This window comes from Actinosynnema pretiosum (assembly GCF_002354875.1).
GTDB lineage: Bacteria > Actinomycetota > Actinomycetes > Mycobacteriales > Pseudonocardiaceae > Actinosynnema > Actinosynnema auranticum.
In genome coordinates this window covers 5,962,048-5,976,474 of record NZ_CP023445.1, presented here as the reverse complement: position 1 = coordinate 5,976,474, position 14,427 = coordinate 5,962,048, and the positions used below count along the sequence as shown (strand labels likewise).

Genomic DNA, 14,427 nt, shown 5'->3' with positions numbered 1-14,427 from the left:
AGGAGCCGGAGATGGCCCAGGGGTATTGGCGCGGGGCCGGACAGGGGCCCGCCGCGGGTGCCGAGGGGGGCGGTCAGGAGGGCACGGCGGAGGGCTTCACCCCGGAGGGCATCACCCCGGAGAACTGGCGCCTGCTCGTCGGCGGGCTCCACGAGGCCGTCGTCGTGCTGGACCCGGAAGGCGTGGTGCGCCTGGCCAACCCCCCGGCCGAGGCGCTGTTCCCGGACGCCCGCGTCGGCGCTCCCGCCGCGCCGGGAGGGCGGTCGCAGCAGCTCGGGGACGGGTGGGTCGCGCACTACCGGACGCCCGAGGACTTGCTCGACGGGGTGACCCGGCGGCTCGACGGGGCGGTGGACCGGGACGACGCGCTGCGGGCGGTGGTCGAGCTCGCGCCCGCGGCTCACGCGGTCGTGGTGGCGCCGGGGCAGCGCGGGCGGCTGGAGTGGTGGCGGCGGTCCTCGGGCGGGGACGTGGTGGTGAGCCGGGGGACGCGGCAGGTCGCCGAGGGCGTGCCGGGGCTGACGGACGTGCTGGACGTGCTGGACGGGGTGGCCGGGGTGGACCGGGCGCGGGAGGGCGTCGAGCTGGTCGAGCCCGGTGACGCGCCCTGGGGGTTGCCCGCGGGCGCCCCGACCAAGGCGACCGCCGTGCCGCTGACGCCGGGGGCCGCGCTGGTGTGCTTCGGGCCGTCGGGGGACGCCGGGCTGCTGCGCCGGTTCGCCGAGCGCGCGACGGCGGCGATCGCGGCGGGGGAGCGGTTCGGGGAGCAGCGGCGGACCGTGGACGCGCTGCGCGCGGGACTGCTGCCGACGCCGCTGCCGCAGGTGGCGGGGGCGCGGTTGGCGCAGGTGTTCGAGCCTGCGCACCGGGCGACCATGATCGGTGGCGACTTCTACGACGTGCACCCGAGGGATGACGGGAGCGCGGCGTTCGCGCTGGGGGACGTGGCGGGCAACGGGGTCGAGGCGGCGGTGCACAGCGGGCGGGTGCGGCAGAGCCTGCACACGCTGCTGCTGGTGGAGCAGCGGCCTGCGCAGTTGCTGCACCTGTTGAACACGGTGTTGCGGGCGGCGGGGAGCAGGCTGTTCACCACGATCGTGGTGGGCACGTTCGTGCCGGTGCAGGCCGGGGGGCTGCGGATGACGCTCGCGGCCGGTGGGCACCCTTCGCCGCTGGTGTTGAGGAGTGGGGGGAGGGTGGACGAGATCGCGGTGCGCGGGGGGATCGTGGGGGTGCTGCCGGAGGTCCGGTTCAGCCAGGCCACGGTGACGTTGTCGCCTGGGGAGACGTTGCTGTTGTACAGCGACGGGGTGACGGAGGCGCGGTCTCGGGGGGACCGGGCGGAGTTGTTCGGGGATGAGCGGTTGTCGGAGGCGTTGGCGGGGTGCGCGGGACTTGGGGCGCAGGAGATCGCGGAGCGGTTGCGGGGGGTTGTTTTTGAGTGGCTCGGGGACGCGGAGCACGACGATCTGACGTTGTTGGTGGTGCAGGCGGAGGGGTGAGGGGGAGGGTGGAGGGCACGATCAAGAGCTGAAGGGCGAGATCAAGAGCTACAAGCACGCCTCGCCGGCGGGGCAGACCTCCAAAAAAGAGGGGGACGGGCTCTGCCGGCCGGTGGCCGTTGGTGCTCGGTGCCGGTTTACCACTGCGGTGGTCCGGGTCCCTCTTTCCCGTTTGGCCTCCTTTCAGGCAAGCACGCTCGTCAAGACGCCGTTTGGCTCGGGCGGTCTTCCGGGCGGTGCGGCGGCGTCTTGACAAGCGTGCTCGGGCTTCGCCAGGCCAAACGGGAAAGAGGGACGCGGGATGGGGTGGCTGCGGGCTCGCTGCGCTCGCCCCGCAGCCCGCGAAGCGGTCGACCTGCAACCACACTGGTGCGCGCGTCCCGCAGCTCGTGAAGTGGTCAACCTGCAACCCGATAGCGCGCGCGTCCTGCGGTCCGTGAGTGGGGGCGCTGGTGCTCGTCTTGCGTGTGGTGGTCTTGTGCGGGTCAGGGGCGTGCTCTTGCCAACACCTCGACCTCCGTCAGCGCGCCCTGTGGGTGGTGGCTCAGGCACATCGGCAGGCTCAGCTTGGTGAAGCCGGTGCCCTCCGTCGCGCCGTAGAAGCGGCCCGCGTTCAGGCGGGAGACGTCGTCCACCCGGCCGCCGCGCGCCGCTGCCAGGTCCAGAGCCGCCTGGAACTGCGCGGGTGCGGTCAGCCTGCCGAAGAACTGGGTCGCGGTGTTGCCGGTGACCGAGTTGTGCAGGCCCTTCGGGGCCTGGGTCGCGAAGACCACGCCAAGGCCGTACTTCCTGGCCTGCGCCGCCAGCAGCCTGGTGCTCGCGCTCGACACCACCTCGCCGCGCGACGGCGCGAAGGTCTGCGCCTCGTCGAGGACCAGCAGGCCGCCCAGCGGGCGGTCACCGGCCGGGTTGCGGCGCACCCACGCGAACAGGGCCTGCTGGAGCTGGTGCGCGAACGCCTGGCGCTGGCCGTCCGTCGGCAGGCCGACGCAGCTGATCACCGACACCCGTGCCCGCGCGCCCGGCGGCGGGCGCAGCAGCTCACCGGGGTCCAGGCGGTGGCCCGAGCCGCCGAACAGGGGGTCGGTGATGATCGCCGCGTGCAGGCTGTCGGCCATCTCGGCGGCCAACCGCACGGCGTCGCGCATCGTGCTCGCGCCCTCCGGCAGGTCGTGCAGGAACGCCGCGAACTCCGCCACGTCCCGACCGCCGCGACCGGCGAACGCGGCCAGCGCCTCGGTCAGCACCGCCCTGCCGTGCACCAGCCTGCGGCCGGACAGGGCGATCTTGGGCAGCAGGCCCGCCACGGCCGCGTCGACCGCGCCCCGGAACTCGTCCGGGTCGGCCCGCACCGCGCCGAAGTCCGGCAGCGGGTCCAGCACCAGCGGCCTGCCGGACTCGCGGCCCGGCGTCCACACCACGACGTCCGTGCCGGACAGGTAGCGGTGGGCGCGGTCGGCGTCGCCGGGGGACCAGCCCTCGGGCGGGGACGGCCAGGCGTCGCCGAGGCGGGCCAGGTCGTTGTTGGTGTCCAGGAGGATCGAGGACACGCCGTGCAGCGCGGCCTCCTCCACCAGGCGGCGCAGCAGCACGGTCTTCCCGGAACCGGTGCCCGCGAACACGGCGACGTGCTTGCGCAGCAGAACGAGGGGCAGGGTGAACGGGCGTCCGGTCGTCGCGTCCGCGCCCAGGGTGATCGTGGCGTCGTGGGCAGCGGGCGCGTCGTTCCAGCCGGAGTCCGGCTGGAACGGGTCGGGCGCACCCGGCCTAGGGGTGAACAGGTTGCCCGCCAGGCGGGTCGGCTCGGCCGCAGGCCAGCCCCGTTCCGGCCACCGCGGGGAAGGCCACTGCTGCTGCGGCACGTCCGGCAGCGCGCGGATCGGCTCCTCGTACTCCTGTTCCGGCCACACCGGCTCGTCCTGCCCGGAGGAGTGGTCGGAACCGGCGCGACCCGCCCCCACCGGCGGCAGCACCCGGCGCAGCAGCGGCGTCCGGCTCGCGGGCGTGCGCGCGGCCAGCCAGGCCAGCAGCCCGGCGGGCGCCTGCGCCACCAGCTCGCGCAGCGCCGAGAACACCCGCAGGTCCTCCGCCGTCAGCGGCAGGACCTCGCCGCCCGCCGCGACCAGCTCGCCCACCGCCTTCGCGGTCCGCGGGCCGCCGGAGAACGGCGTGCCGCGCAGCACCACCAGGCGGCGCTTGCCGGTCCCGCCGAACACGCCCGCCTCCAGGCACGCCGACCGCAGCCGCGCCAGCACCGCCGTGCTGTGGCCGTGCGCGATCGCCCGGAACGACCACCACACCTCGTCCTCGCTGGCCTCGTCCAGCGTCAGCCGCAACCGGGCGTGCAGCGCGGGCTTGCGGCCCGGCGGCTGGTCGAGCACGAGGTCGCCGCCGTGCTCCACCGCGTAGCAGCGCAGCGCCGCCGACAGCAGCCCCGGCACCAGCTCGTCCTCGCGCGCCGGGTCCAGCGGGGACGCCACGTCCGCAGCCTCGCACGCGCGGGCGAACCGCTCGTCCAGCTCGGCCAACCCGCCCGCGTCCGGCTCCGGCGCGGGACCCTCGCCCCGGTCGGCCGCGAAGTCCCGCAGCTCCGCCTCGACGTCGTGCGCCAGGCACCACCGCACGTGCTCCTCGACCCGCTGGAGCAGCCGCCTCGGCGTCGAGTGCGCCACCTCCGCCCCGTCGAACGCCGCCCGCGCCACCGGCCACGTCGGGTGCGGCGGCGCGAACCCCTCCTCCGCGTACAGCGCCCCCAGGTGCCGCTGCACGATCGCCTCCGCCACGCCCGCGCTCGGCATCGCGGTGCGCAGGTCCAGCACCGCGAACCGGCTCGCCGCCGAGTTCACCGAGCGCTCCGCCAGCAGCTCCCACGACCGGGGCAGGCACGCCACGACCAGCACCGTCCGCCGGGTCTCCTCGCGCAGCCGCATCAGCCCGTCCGCGAGCCGGTCGGCCAGCCCCGAGGCCCCCGGCCGCTGGGTGATCACCGAGTCGATCTGGTCGACCGCCATCACCACCGGCCCGGTCAGCGCGAAGATCCGCGACAGGTCCCCCAGCACCAGCTGCGCGGACCGCGACCGCAGGTGGAAGCCCCACTCCGCCCGGTCCGCCTCGTCGATGCCGCCGTCCTCCAGCGCCAGGAACCGGTGCCCGACCTCGCTCGGCCGCCCCCTCGCCCGGTACAGCACCAGCGCCCGCAGCGTGTCCTGGCACTCCAGCGCCACCTGCGGGTCCAGCTCGCGCACCCGGTCCACCAGCTCGTCCAGGTACTCCCGGCTGATCGGGATCGTGCCGCGCAGCCGCAACCGCGACTCGTCGGTGTGCCCGGTCGCCTTGGCCAGCGCGTCCAGCATCGCGCCGAGCTGGTCGCCCTCGCGGTTGAGCCCGCTGATCGCCCCGTGCACCGCGCCCGCCCAGAACGAGCTGTCGTCCAGCAGCTTGAGCAGGAAGAACCACCCGCCGCGCGCCTGCGCCTCCTGCCGCAACCAGCCCAGCAGGTGCGTCTTGCCGACCCCGCGCTCCCCGCGCAGCACCACCCCGATCGGCGTGGAGCGCGGCTTGCGCGCGGCGGACGCCACGGCCCGCGCCAGCTCCGCGGCGACCGGCCCGTGCAGCTCCGGCACGTGGTGCGCGAGCGGGCTCCAGACGTCGTCGGGCGCGACCGCCGAGTTGAAGTGCACGGCCTGCAGCGCGTTGCGCCGCTCGTCGTCCAGGCCCGGCCCGGCGAGCGTCACCGCGCCACGACCAGCAGGTGCCGCGCCGTCCCGCCCAGCACGATGACCGCCTCGCGGTCCCGGTCGGTCAGCGACTTCTGGTCCGCCTCGCCCCACAGGCGCACGTCCTCCCGCAGCGCCAGCTCGCCCAGCGCCCGGTCCACGTCCGCGCGCGGCACCCCGAGCAGCCGCTCCCGCAGGTCCGCCAGCGGCACCGAACCGCCCCGGCCGCCGCTGGCCGCGTCGTGCGCCGCCAGCACCAGCGCCACCGGGTCGGGCCGGAACACCTCGGCCACCGTGCCCCCGGTCGCGTCCAGGTGCCGCTTCAGGCCCGCCAGCACCGCCGCCAGCGCGCCACCGGCCGACCCGGACCTCGGCTGCCTCGGCGCGGTCAGCTCCTCGGCGCAGCGCACCGCGCCCCGGTCGGTCAGCTCGTGCGCGAACCCCCGGCCCACCTTCGCGCTCGTCACCAGGCCCAGCCCGTTGAGCCGCCGCCTGGCCGCCCCGTCCAGGGTGAACCCGGCGACCTCCCGCAGCTGCGGGTTGGTCAGCTCGCGGGCCTCAGCCATGAGCACGAGCAGCACCGCCCGCTCGTGCGGGGTCAGCCGCTCCTCGATCACACGTCCCCCTGTGCTCGCCGAACTTCCGTGGTTGATCGCGCCGAACCGGCCGTCCGTTACCGGGCGCTGCTCCACGCGGACCTGTCGGCCCCGGCCCGCCCGGTCATAGGCTCGTTCGGGTGCCGCACCCGTGTTCGCACAGCGCACAGGAGGTCGGATGGCCGTTCTCACGTCCCTCGCCGACGGCGTCGAGGAGGTGGTGCGCGACGGGGACACCACAGCTTTCGAGGGGTTCACGCACCTGATCCCGTTCGAGGCGGGCAACGAGGCCATCAGGCAGGGCCGCCGCGACCTCACCCTGGTGCGGATGACCCCCGACGTGATCTACGACCGGATGATCGGCGCGGGCTGCGCGCGCAAGCTCGTGTTCTCCTGGGGCGGCAACCCCGGAGTGGGCTCGCTGCACCGGTTCCGCGACGCCGTCGAGCACGGCTGGCCCGCGCCGCTGGAGCTGGAGGAGCACAGCCACGCGGGCATGGCCAACCGGTACGCCGCCGCCGCGTCCGGGCTGCCGTTCGCGGTGCTGCGCGGGTACGCGGGCACGGACCTGGTGGGGCGCACGGACAGCATCCGGACCGTGACCTGCCCGTTCACCGGCGAGGTGCTCGCGGCGGTGTCCGCGCTGCGGCTCGACAGCGCGGTCGTGCACGCCCAGCGCGCCGACCGGGAGGGCAACGTGCAGTACTGGGGGATCACCGGCGTGCAGAAGGAGGCGGTGCTCGCCGCGGAGCGGTCGCTGGTGACCGTGGAGGAGGTCGTGGACGAGCTGGAGCCGGTGCCCGGCGCGGTCGTGCTGCCGCACTGGGTGGTCGACCGGGTCGCCGTCGTGCCGGGCGGGGCGCACCCGTCGTACGCGCACGGCTACTCCACCCGCGACAACGCGGCGTACTCCGAGTGGGACGCGATCAGCCGCAGCCGCGAGGAGTTCTCCCGCTGGTTGGGAGGACTGCGGTGAGCGGGCACACCTCGGACGAGATGATGACGGTCGCCGCCGCGCGGGCGCTGCGCGACGGCGCGGTGTGCTTCGTCGGCATCGGGCTGCCCAGCACCGCGGCCAACCTGGCGCGGCGCACCCACGCGCCCGACCTGGTGCTGGTGTACGAGTCCGGCACGATCGGCGCGAAACCGGACGTGCTGCCGCTGTCCATCGGCGACGGGGTGCTCGCCGAGACCGCGGTGAGCGTGATCGGGGTGCCGGAGGTGTTCAACTACTGGTTGCAGCCCGGCCGGATCGACGTCGGGTTCCTCGGGGCCGCGCAGGTCGACCGGTTCGCGAACATCAACACCACGGCGGTGGGGGACTACGCCTCGCCGTCGGTGCGGCTGCCGGGGGCGGGCGGGGCTCCGGAGATCGCGGCGTCGTGCGGGGAGGTCGTGGTGGTGGTGCGGCAGAGCCCGCGGGTGTTCGTGGAGCGGGTCGACTTCGTCACCTCGTTCGGGCACGGGTCGGGGCCGGGCGAGCGGGAGCGGCTCGGGCTCACCGGGGCCGGGCCGCAGGTGGTGATCACCGACCTCGGGGTGCTGCGGCCGGACCCGCGGACGTGCGAGCTGGTGCTGACGGCCCTGCACCCCGGGGTGGACGTGGCGACCGCGCGCGAGCGGACCGGGTGGGAGCTGCGGGTGGCCGACGACCTGGAGGAGAGCGCGCCGCCGAGCGGGGAGGAGCTGGCGGTGCTGCGGGAGCTGGTCGCGCGCAAGGGCGGGTGAGCGGGCCTGCCGCCCAGGCGCACGGGCGGAGCCGAGACGTCGAGTCGACCGAGAGGGGCCGCGTTGCCGAGCACGACGATCCCCGCGTACCGGCGGGACCCGGAGTCCCAGCCGCCCGTGGACTTCCCCGCGTACCGCTCGAACGCCCTGCGCGCCCCGCGCAGACCGCTCGCGCTCCTGCCGCAGCGGCTCACCGAGGTCACCGGGCCGCTGCTCGGCGCGGACCGGGTGGGGGAGTTCGACCACGACCTCACCGCCGGGCACGCGGGCGAGCCGCTGGGGCAGCGGATCACGGTGTCCGGGCGGGTGCTCGACGGGGACGGGCGGCCGGTGGCGGGCGCGCTGGTGGAGGTGTGGCAGGCCAACGCGTCCGGCCGCTACCGGCACGACGCCGACCGGCACCCCGCGCCGCTCGACCCGAACTTCACCGGGGTCGGGCGGTGCGTCACCGACCCGGTTGGCGCGTACTCGTTCACCACCGTCCGGCCGGGCGCGTACCCGTGGCGCAACCACGACAACGCCTGGCGGCCCGCGCACATCCACTTCTCGCTGTTCGGGCGGGCGTTCACCCAGCGGCTGATCACCCAGGTGTACTTCCCCGGCGACCCGCTGCTGCCGCTGGACCCGGTGTTCAACTCGGTGCGCGACGAGGCGGCGCGCGCCGCGCTGGTGGCCGCGTTCGACCTGGGCAGCACGGTTCCCGAGCGCTCGCTGGGCTACCGGTGGGACGTGGTGCTGCGCGGCGAGAACCCCACGCCGCTGGGGGACGACGATGACTGAGCGCGTGGAGGGCGGTGGCTCGGGGGACGGTGGCCTGGGGGACGGTGGCCCAGGGGGCGGTGGCCCAGGGGGCGGCCGTCCGGAGGTCGAGCGCTCGCAGGCCGGCGGCTCGGAGACTGGCCGCGCGCAGGCCGGCGGCTCGCAGGCCGGCGGCTCGCAGGCCGGCGGCTCGCAGGCTGGCCGCGCGCAGACCGGACGCGCGCAGACCAGCGGCTCAGAGGCTGGCCGCTCGCAGGCTGGCGGCTCGGAGGCGGGCCGCTCGCAGACCGGCCGCTCGCAGACCGACCGCCTGCGGACCGGTCGCTTGCAGACCACGCCCGCGCAGACCGTCGGCCCGTTCCACGCCGTCGCCCTGCCGTGGGCGGACGGGCCCCACGCCGTCGCCGAGGGCGCGCCGGGCGCGTTCTGGATCACCGGGACCGTGCGCGACGGGGCTGGCGAGCCGGTCGCCGACGCGGTCGTGGAGACCTGGCAGGCCGACCCGGACGGCCGGTTCGACCACCCCGACGACCCGCGCGGTCCGGTGCGGCGCCCCGGCTTCCGGGGGTTCGCGCGCAGCGGCACGGCCCCGTCGGGGGAGTTCCGGCTGCTGACCGTGAAACCCGGCCCGCTGCCGTTCGGCGACGGGCGCGCGCAGGCCCCGCACCTGGACGTCTCGGTGTTCTGCCGCGGCCTGCTGGTGCGGCTGGTGACCCGGATCTACTTCCCCGACGAACCCGCCAACGCCGAGGACCCGGTGCTGGCGTCGATCCCCGACCCGGCCGCGCGCGCCACGCTCGTCGCGGTGGCCCAGCCCGGCGGGTACCGCTTCGACATCCACCTGCAGGGGGAACGTGAAACCGTCTTCTTCGACCTCTGACCGGGCCGCCGGACCGCTGCCGCACCACGAGGACAGTGGCCCGCGCGACGCCCCGGTCCTGGTGCTGGGCAGCTCGCTCGGCACCACCACGGCCCTGTGGGAGCCGCTGCTGCCGGTGCTGGAGCGGCACTTCCGGGTGATCCGCGTCGACCACCCCGGTCACGGCGGCAGCGCGCCGCGCGCGTTCCGCGACGTCGGCGACCTCGGGCGCGGCGTGCTCGCGCTGCTGGACTCGCTGGGGGTGCGGGAGTTCCGCCACGCCGGGGTGTCGCTGGGCGGCATGGTCGGCATGTGGCTGGCCGCGCACGCCCCGGACCGGGTGGCGCGGCTGGCGCTGTGCTGCACCACGGCGGCCTTCGGCGACCCCGAGCCGTGGCTGGTGCGGGCCGACCTGGTGCTGGCGCGCGGCGTCGGCGCGACCGCCGAGGGCACGGCGGCCCGGTGGTTCACCCCGGCGTTCGGCGCGCGGGGCGAGCGGCTGCTGGCGGGACTGTCCGAAGTGGACCCGCTGTCGTACGCGGCGGCCTGCGGCGCGCTGGCCAGGCTGGACCTGCGCCCCCTGCTCCCGACGATCACCGCGCCCACGCTGGTGGTCGCGGGCGACGGCGACACGGGAACCCCGCCCGAGCACGGGAGGGCGATCGCCGACCTGATCCCCGGCGCCCGGTTCCACGTGGTGCCGGGCGCGCACCTGGCCGTGGTGGAGTCGCCGGACGAGGTCGCCGGGGTGCTCGTGCCGCACCTGGTGGGACCGTGAGCGGGGAGGGAGCCGCGGCCGGGGTGGGCCCCGCCGGGGCCGCGGCGCCGGGCGTCGCTGGTGGTCCCGGTCCGGCGCCGCGCGGTGGGGTCCCCGTCGGTGGGGTCCCGGTCGGCGCCGACCGGTACGAGGCGGGCATGGCGGTGCGGCGGGCGGTGCTCGGTGACGAGCACGTCGACCGGGCCGCCCTCGACCCGTTCGGCGCGGACTTCCAGCGCTACGCCACCGAGACCGCCTGGGGCGCGGTGTGGACCCGGCCGGGGCTCGACCGGCGGACCCGGTCGTGCGTGGCGCTGTCCGTGCTCGCCGCGCTCGGGCACGAGCGGGAGCTGGCGCTGCACGTCGCGGGGGCGCTGCGCAACGGCGTCACGCGCGAGGAGATCGCGGAGGTGCTGCTCCAGGTCGGCGCGTACGCCGGGCTGCCCGCCGCGAACCGGGCGTTCGAGGTGGCGCGGCGGGTGCTCGCCGATGGCTGACTTCGTCCAGTCGCTGGCCAGGGGGCTGCTGGTGATCCGGGCGTTCGACGCCGACCACCCGGAGCTGACGCTCAGCCAGGTCGCCCGGATCACCGGGTTGACCAGGGCGGCGGCGCGGCGGTTCCTGCACACGCTGGTCGCGCTCGGGTACGTGCGCTCGGACGGCAGGCTGTTCGCGCTGCGCCCGCAGGTGCTCCAGCTCGGGCACGCCTACCTGTCCAGCCTGTCCCTGCCCGCGCTCGCCCAGCCGCACCTGGAGAAGCTGGCCGCGCAGGTCCGCGAGTCGTGCTCCATGTCGGTGCTCGACGGCGACCGGGTGGTGTACGTGGCGCGGGTGCCGACGAAGCGGATCATGTCCGTGACGATCAGCGTGGGCACCCGCTTCCCCGCGCACGCGACCGCGATGGGCCGCGTGCTGCTCGCCGCGCAGGACCGGGCGTGGCTGGACGAGTACCTGGCGAAGGCGCGGCTGGAGCGGTTGACGTCGCGCACGGTCGTCGACGCCCGGCGGTTGCGGCAGGAGCTGGACGTGGTGCGCGGGCAGGGCTGGGCGCTGGTGGACCAGGAGCTGGAGGACGGCCTGCGCTCGCTCGCGGTCCCGGTGCGCGGCCCGCGCGGGGTGGTGGCGGCGGTGAACGTCTCCGCCCACACCAGCCGGGGCAACGCGCTGTCCGTCCGCGACGACCTCCTGGCGCCGCTCCAGGCGGCGGCGAAGCTGATCGAGGAGGACCTGAGGCAGTGAGCGCGGGGCGGCCACCCGAGCGCGGGGCCGCTCCCTCGGCCCGGCGTCACCCCAGGGTGAGGTTGACCTCGCCTGCCCTGGCGTCCGCCTCGGTGTAGGAGATCTTCCCCCGGTGCGAGACCTCGACCTGGTAGATCCGCTCACCGTCGGGGACGTCGGGGACGGCGAAGGTGAACCGGCACAGCCCGCCGGGGAGGTAGTTCGAGTTCGTCAGCTCGCTGATGGCCACGATCGTGCCGGAGGCGTCGTAGACGCTGACCTGGGTGCCCTCGGAGATGTCGTCGTAACCCCTGGTGCCCTCGCAGTCCCCGACGGCGGCGAAGTCGGAACCACCACCCAGCAGGGTCATGGTGCCCCGCAGGGTGAACGGCCCGGTCTTCGGGACGGCCCGCCCGGCACTGCCTGCGGTCGTGCCCTCGCCGCCGGCGGCGGTGCTGGCGGCGGTGCCGGTGCCGGTGCCGATGCCGGTGCCGGTGCCGGTGGCGTCACCGGATCGCGGCCCGGAACCCGAGCCGCCGAAGAGCAGCGCCCCGGTCACCACCAGTCCGCCGACCAGTACGATGCCGCCGACGAGCAGCCCGAACGGACGCGCGCCCAACTGCCCCTGAGCCCGCCCCGCCCCGCCGCTGTCCGCCGGCCCGCCCGCCGCGGTGCCCGCCGATGCGCCAGATGACGCGGGGAGCGGCACCAGCTCCGGCAGCACGGCGGCGGGCGGAGCCTGCGGCGGCACCGACGCGGGCAGCGCTGCACCCGGCGCGTGCGGAGCCGCCGTCTCTTCCGCCGCGTGCACGGCCGCTGCTTCTTCCGCCGTGTGCACGGGCAGCGCTGCACCCGACACGTGCGCGGCCGTCGTGTCTCCCGGCGCGTGCACGGCTGCTGCTTCTTCCGGCGCGTGCACGGGTGCCGCTTCTCCCGGCGCGTGCGCAGCCGCTGTCCCTCCGGCCGCGTGCACGGCCGCTACTTCCTCCGGCGCGTGCACGGGCAGCGCTGCACCCGACACGTGCGCGGCCGTCGTGTCTCCCGGCGCGTGCACGGCCGCTGCTTCTTCCGCCGCGTGCACGGCCGCTGCTTCTCCCGGCGCGTGCACGGGCGCCGCTGCCCCTGGTGCCTGTGCGGGGAGCGCTTCTCCTGCCGCTTGCGCGGGTGTTGCCGGTCCCGCCGCCTGCGCGGGTGTCGCTGAACCCGTCGCCTGTGCGGGCGGTTCCGCTCCCGGCGCGTGCGTGGGCAGCGCCGACCCAGGCGCCTGCGTGGTCGGCGCTAACCCCGGTTCCGGCGCGGGTGGCGGGGCCGGTGACGGCTGCGCCGGGGTGGGTGTGGCGGATGAGTCGGTCACGTGCTCTCCGGGTGGCCGTGCGGTCGCTACGCCCGGAAGTCGAGCGCGCGCGACCGCTCGTTACGCCAGAACGGCGCTGTTCAGCCGTTCTGCCGCTGCCCCACTCGGCGCAAACGCTTGCACCTCACCCGTTCGTGTCCCCCCGGCTCAGCCAGCCCCGATCAGCGCCCCGCTCAGTCGCTCCTGATTGGCCACCCGCGCTCAGTCGCTCTTGATCGGCTACCCCCACTCAATTGCCCGTGCCCGGCCGCCCCGCTCGGCCACCCCCCAGGCACCCGCCCCGGTTAACCGCCCCCGCTCAGCTGTCCGGTCCGGCCCCCTGCACAGCGGCCCCGCTCGGCCACTGGTCCGGCTACCCCCGTCCGGCTACTCGTCCGGCCCCCCGTCCGGCCACCCCCGCTCAGCCACCCCGCCTCACCAGTTCCCCGTCTCCGGCCCCAGCGCCCCCTGCGCCAACCCGGTCGCCCCGTTCGCGTAGTTCGCCACCACCGCCCCGCCCGCCGTCCGGTCCAGCGAGCGCAGCTCGAAGGTCACCGGCGCCTCCCCGAACAGCCGCCTGCCCGCCCCCACCACCACCGGGAACGTGATCACGTTCAGCTCGTCCACCAGCCCGTGCTCCAGCAGCGCCCGCACGAGCGTCCCGCTCCCGTGCACCTGAAGCTCCCCGCCCTCCCCACCGCCGTCGGCCTTCAGCGCCGCGACCGCCGTCGCCAGCTCCCCGCCGAGCAGGCTCGCGCCCCGCCACTCCGGCGTCAGCGGCGTGCTCGACACCACGTGCTTGGGGATGGCGTTGAACCGCTCGCCGATCGGGTCGTCCTCCGGCGTCAGGGGCCAGCTCGTGGCGAAGATGTCGTACGTCCGCCGCCCGAGCAGCAGCGCCCCCGCCCGCCGCACGATCCCGGCCATCAGCTCGCCCAGCCCGTCCTCGTAGAACGGCACCAGCCACCCGCCGCGCTCGAACCCGCCCGACCGGTCCTCGTCCGGTCCGCCGGGGCCCTGCACGACGCCGTCCAGCGACTGGAAGGTGGTGACCACCAGCTCGCGCATCTCGACTCTCCGCCCGGTAGCGGGACGTGCTCGTCCCGACACCGAACGTCTATCAGGGACCCCCGACAAAAACGGGCCGTGCGGTCGTCACCGGATCAGGGGAGGTCACCAGATCAGGGAAATCCCGGCCGCCGTCACCACGACCGCCACCACCCCGTCCAGCACCCGCCACGCCGACGGCCGCGCGAACACCCCGGCCAGCCGCCCCGCGCCGAACCCCAGCACGCAGAACCACAGCACGCTCGCGACCATCGCCCCGACCCCGAACCACCACCGCAAATCGCCCCACGCGGTCGAGGCGGTGCCGAGCAGCAGCACGGTGTCCAGGTACACGTGCGGGTTGAGCCAGGTCAGGGCCAGGCACGTGGCGACCAGCGCCGAGGCCGCCACCGGGGCCGCCGTCAGCCCGCCGCCCGGCCGCAGCGCGCGGCGCAGCGCGAGCGCCCCGTAGGCGAGCAGGAACGCCGCGCCGAACCAGCGCACGACCTCCAGCAGCGGCGGCCACGAGGTGAACAGCCCGCCGAGACCGCCGACGCCGAGCGCGATGAGCAGCACGTCGGAGACCGCGCAGATCGCGACGACCAGCGGGACGCGGTCGCGCAGGACGCCCTGGCGCAGCACGAGCGCGTTCTGCGACCCGATCACGACGATCAACGACAACCCGGTGCCCAGGCCCGCGGCCATGGCGTACATCAGCTCCACGGCGCTCAACCGTAAGGACCAGTGCGCAGTAAGCCCAGCTAAAGATTTTTACGCACCATTAGCACCTCTGTCGGGACTCGGCGCCACCTCGGGCCGGGTGGGCGCGCGATCCGCGCGGGCCCGATCTCCAGCGCCGAGGTCGGGGACCCGGTTCCCGCCAGGGAGTGCCCGCGCCCCCGGCGCCGCCAT

Annotated in this window: 13 protein-coding genes and 1 pseudogene; 9 read left to right on the top strand and 5 right to left on the bottom strand. The window is 75.7% G+C overall.

From position 1 onward, the window contains the following. Window positions 1-11: 11 nt before the first annotated feature. Complete coding sequence (locus tag CNX65_RS25295; protein ID WP_096496000.1) at window positions 12-1,502, top strand: PP2C family protein-serine/threonine phosphatase; 1,491 nt, start codon at window positions 12-14, stop codon at window positions 1,500-1,502. A gap of 485 nt (window positions 1,503-1,987) precedes the next feature. On the opposite strand, the gene CNX65_RS25290 is transcribed toward CNX65_RS25295, so the two are convergent. Together CNX65_RS25290 and CNX65_RS25285 are read right to left on the bottom strand one after the other, a co-directional pair. Further along, window positions 1,988-5,236, bottom strand: a complete 3,249-nt coding sequence (locus CNX65_RS25290) for a helicase HerA domain-containing protein (protein ID WP_096495999.1) — start codon at window positions 5,234-5,236, stop codon at window positions 1,988-1,990. Beyond that, a complete protein-coding gene (locus CNX65_RS25285; protein WP_096495998.1) occupies window positions 5,233-5,835 on the bottom strand; it encodes a hypothetical protein in 603 nt (200 codons plus the stop codon). The genes CNX65_RS25290 and CNX65_RS25285 overlap by 4 nt, the downstream gene beginning before the upstream one ends. A gap of 157 nt (window positions 5,836-5,992) precedes the next feature. Between CNX65_RS25285 and CNX65_RS25280 the strand changes: the two genes are divergently transcribed. From CNX65_RS25280 to CNX65_RS25245, 8 genes and pseudogenes are all read left to right on the top strand, one after another. Then, window positions 5,993-6,790 carry a CoA transferase subunit A gene (locus tag CNX65_RS25280; RefSeq protein ID WP_096495997.1) on the top strand — a complete coding sequence of 266 codons (798 nt, stop codon included), beginning with the start codon at window positions 5,993-5,995 and terminating at the stop codon, window positions 6,788-6,790. Between the two features lie 20 nt (window positions 6,791-6,810). Beyond that, on the top strand, window positions 6,811-7,542 hold the full coding sequence (locus CNX65_RS25275; RefSeq protein ID WP_096497994.1) for a CoA-transferase subunit beta: 732 nt from the start codon (window positions 6,811-6,813) through the stop codon (window positions 7,540-7,542). 63 nt (window positions 7,543-7,605) lie between these two features. Next, entirely contained in the window at window positions 7,606-8,322 is a 717-nt protein-coding gene (gene pcaH / locus CNX65_RS25270) for a protocatechuate 3,4-dioxygenase subunit beta (protein WP_096495996.1), read from the top strand. Between the two features lie 14 nt (window positions 8,323-8,336). Beyond that, window positions 8,337-8,654 (top strand): annotated as a pseudogene (locus CNX65_RS38405) (hypothetical protein); the annotation flags it as partial. Further along, complete coding sequence (gene pcaG, locus CNX65_RS25260) at window positions 8,612-9,181, top strand: protocatechuate 3,4-dioxygenase subunit alpha (RefSeq protein WP_198320647.1); 570 nt, start codon at window positions 8,612-8,614, stop codon at window positions 9,179-9,181. The pseudogene CNX65_RS38405 and the gene pcaG, both read left to right, overlap by 43 nt. Further along, entirely contained in the window at window positions 9,156-9,938 is a 783-nt protein-coding gene (locus CNX65_RS25255) for an alpha/beta fold hydrolase (RefSeq protein ID WP_096495995.1), read from the top strand. Before pcaG ends, CNX65_RS25255 begins: the two co-directional genes overlap by 26 nt. 137 nt (window positions 9,939-10,075) lie before the next feature. Further along, window positions 10,076-10,414: a carboxymuconolactone decarboxylase family protein gene (locus CNX65_RS25250; protein WP_041838330.1), complete on the top strand. Its 339-nt coding sequence runs from the start codon at window positions 10,076-10,078 to the stop codon at window positions 10,412-10,414. After that, entirely contained in the window at window positions 10,407-11,156 is a 750-nt protein-coding gene (locus tag CNX65_RS25245) for an IclR family transcriptional regulator domain-containing protein (protein ID WP_096495994.1), read from the top strand. Before CNX65_RS25250 ends, CNX65_RS25245 begins: the two co-directional genes overlap by 8 nt. 46 nt (window positions 11,157-11,202) lie before the next feature. On the opposite strand, the gene CNX65_RS36430 is transcribed toward CNX65_RS25245, so the two are convergent. The 3 genes from CNX65_RS36430 to CNX65_RS25230 form a co-directional block, all read right to left on the bottom strand. Further along, complete coding sequence (locus tag CNX65_RS36430; protein WP_198320555.1) at window positions 11,203-11,946, bottom strand: hypothetical protein; 744 nt, start codon at window positions 11,944-11,946, stop codon at window positions 11,203-11,205. 957 nt (window positions 11,947-12,903) lie between these two features. Next, entirely contained in the window at window positions 12,904-13,536 is a 633-nt protein-coding gene (locus CNX65_RS25235; RefSeq protein ID WP_096495993.1) for a dihydrofolate reductase family protein, read from the bottom strand. Window positions 13,537-13,641: 105 nt separating this feature from the next. Further along, window positions 13,642-14,229, bottom strand: coding sequence for a LysE/ArgO family amino acid transporter (locus CNX65_RS25230; protein ID WP_096497991.1), 588 nt, complete (start codon window positions 14,227-14,229; stop codon window positions 13,642-13,644). Between the last annotated feature and the right edge of the window lie 198 nt (window positions 14,230-14,427).

What these genes read in the sequence shown, in the direction of transcription:
- CNX65_RS25250 (WP_041838330.1), top strand. Translation starts at nt 10,076, where the DNA reads ATGGCGGTGCGGCGGGCGGTGCTCGGTGACGAGCACGTCGACCGGGCC.
- CNX65_RS25230 (WP_096497991.1), bottom strand. Translation starts at nt 14,229, where the DNA reads ATGTACGCCATGGCCGCGGGCCTGGGCACCGGGTTGTCGTTGATCGTC.
- CNX65_RS25245 (WP_096495994.1), top strand. Translation starts at nt 10,407, where the DNA reads ATGGCTGACTTCGTCCAGTCGCTGGCCAGGGGGCTGCTGGTGATCCGG.
- CNX65_RS25295 (WP_096496000.1), top strand. Translation starts at nt 12, where the DNA reads ATGGCCCAGGGGTATTGGCGCGGGGCCGGACAGGGGCCCGCCGCGGGT.
- CNX65_RS25275 (WP_096497994.1), top strand. Translation starts at nt 6,811, where the DNA reads ATGATGACGGTCGCCGCCGCGCGGGCGCTGCGCGACGGCGCGGTGTGC.
- CNX65_RS25280 (WP_096495997.1), top strand. Translation starts at nt 5,993, where the DNA reads ATGGCCGTTCTCACGTCCCTCGCCGACGGCGTCGAGGAGGTGGTGCGC.
- CNX65_RS25235 (WP_096495993.1), bottom strand. Translation starts at nt 13,536, where the DNA reads ATGCGCGAGCTGGTGGTCACCACCTTCCAGTCGCTGGACGGCGTCGTG.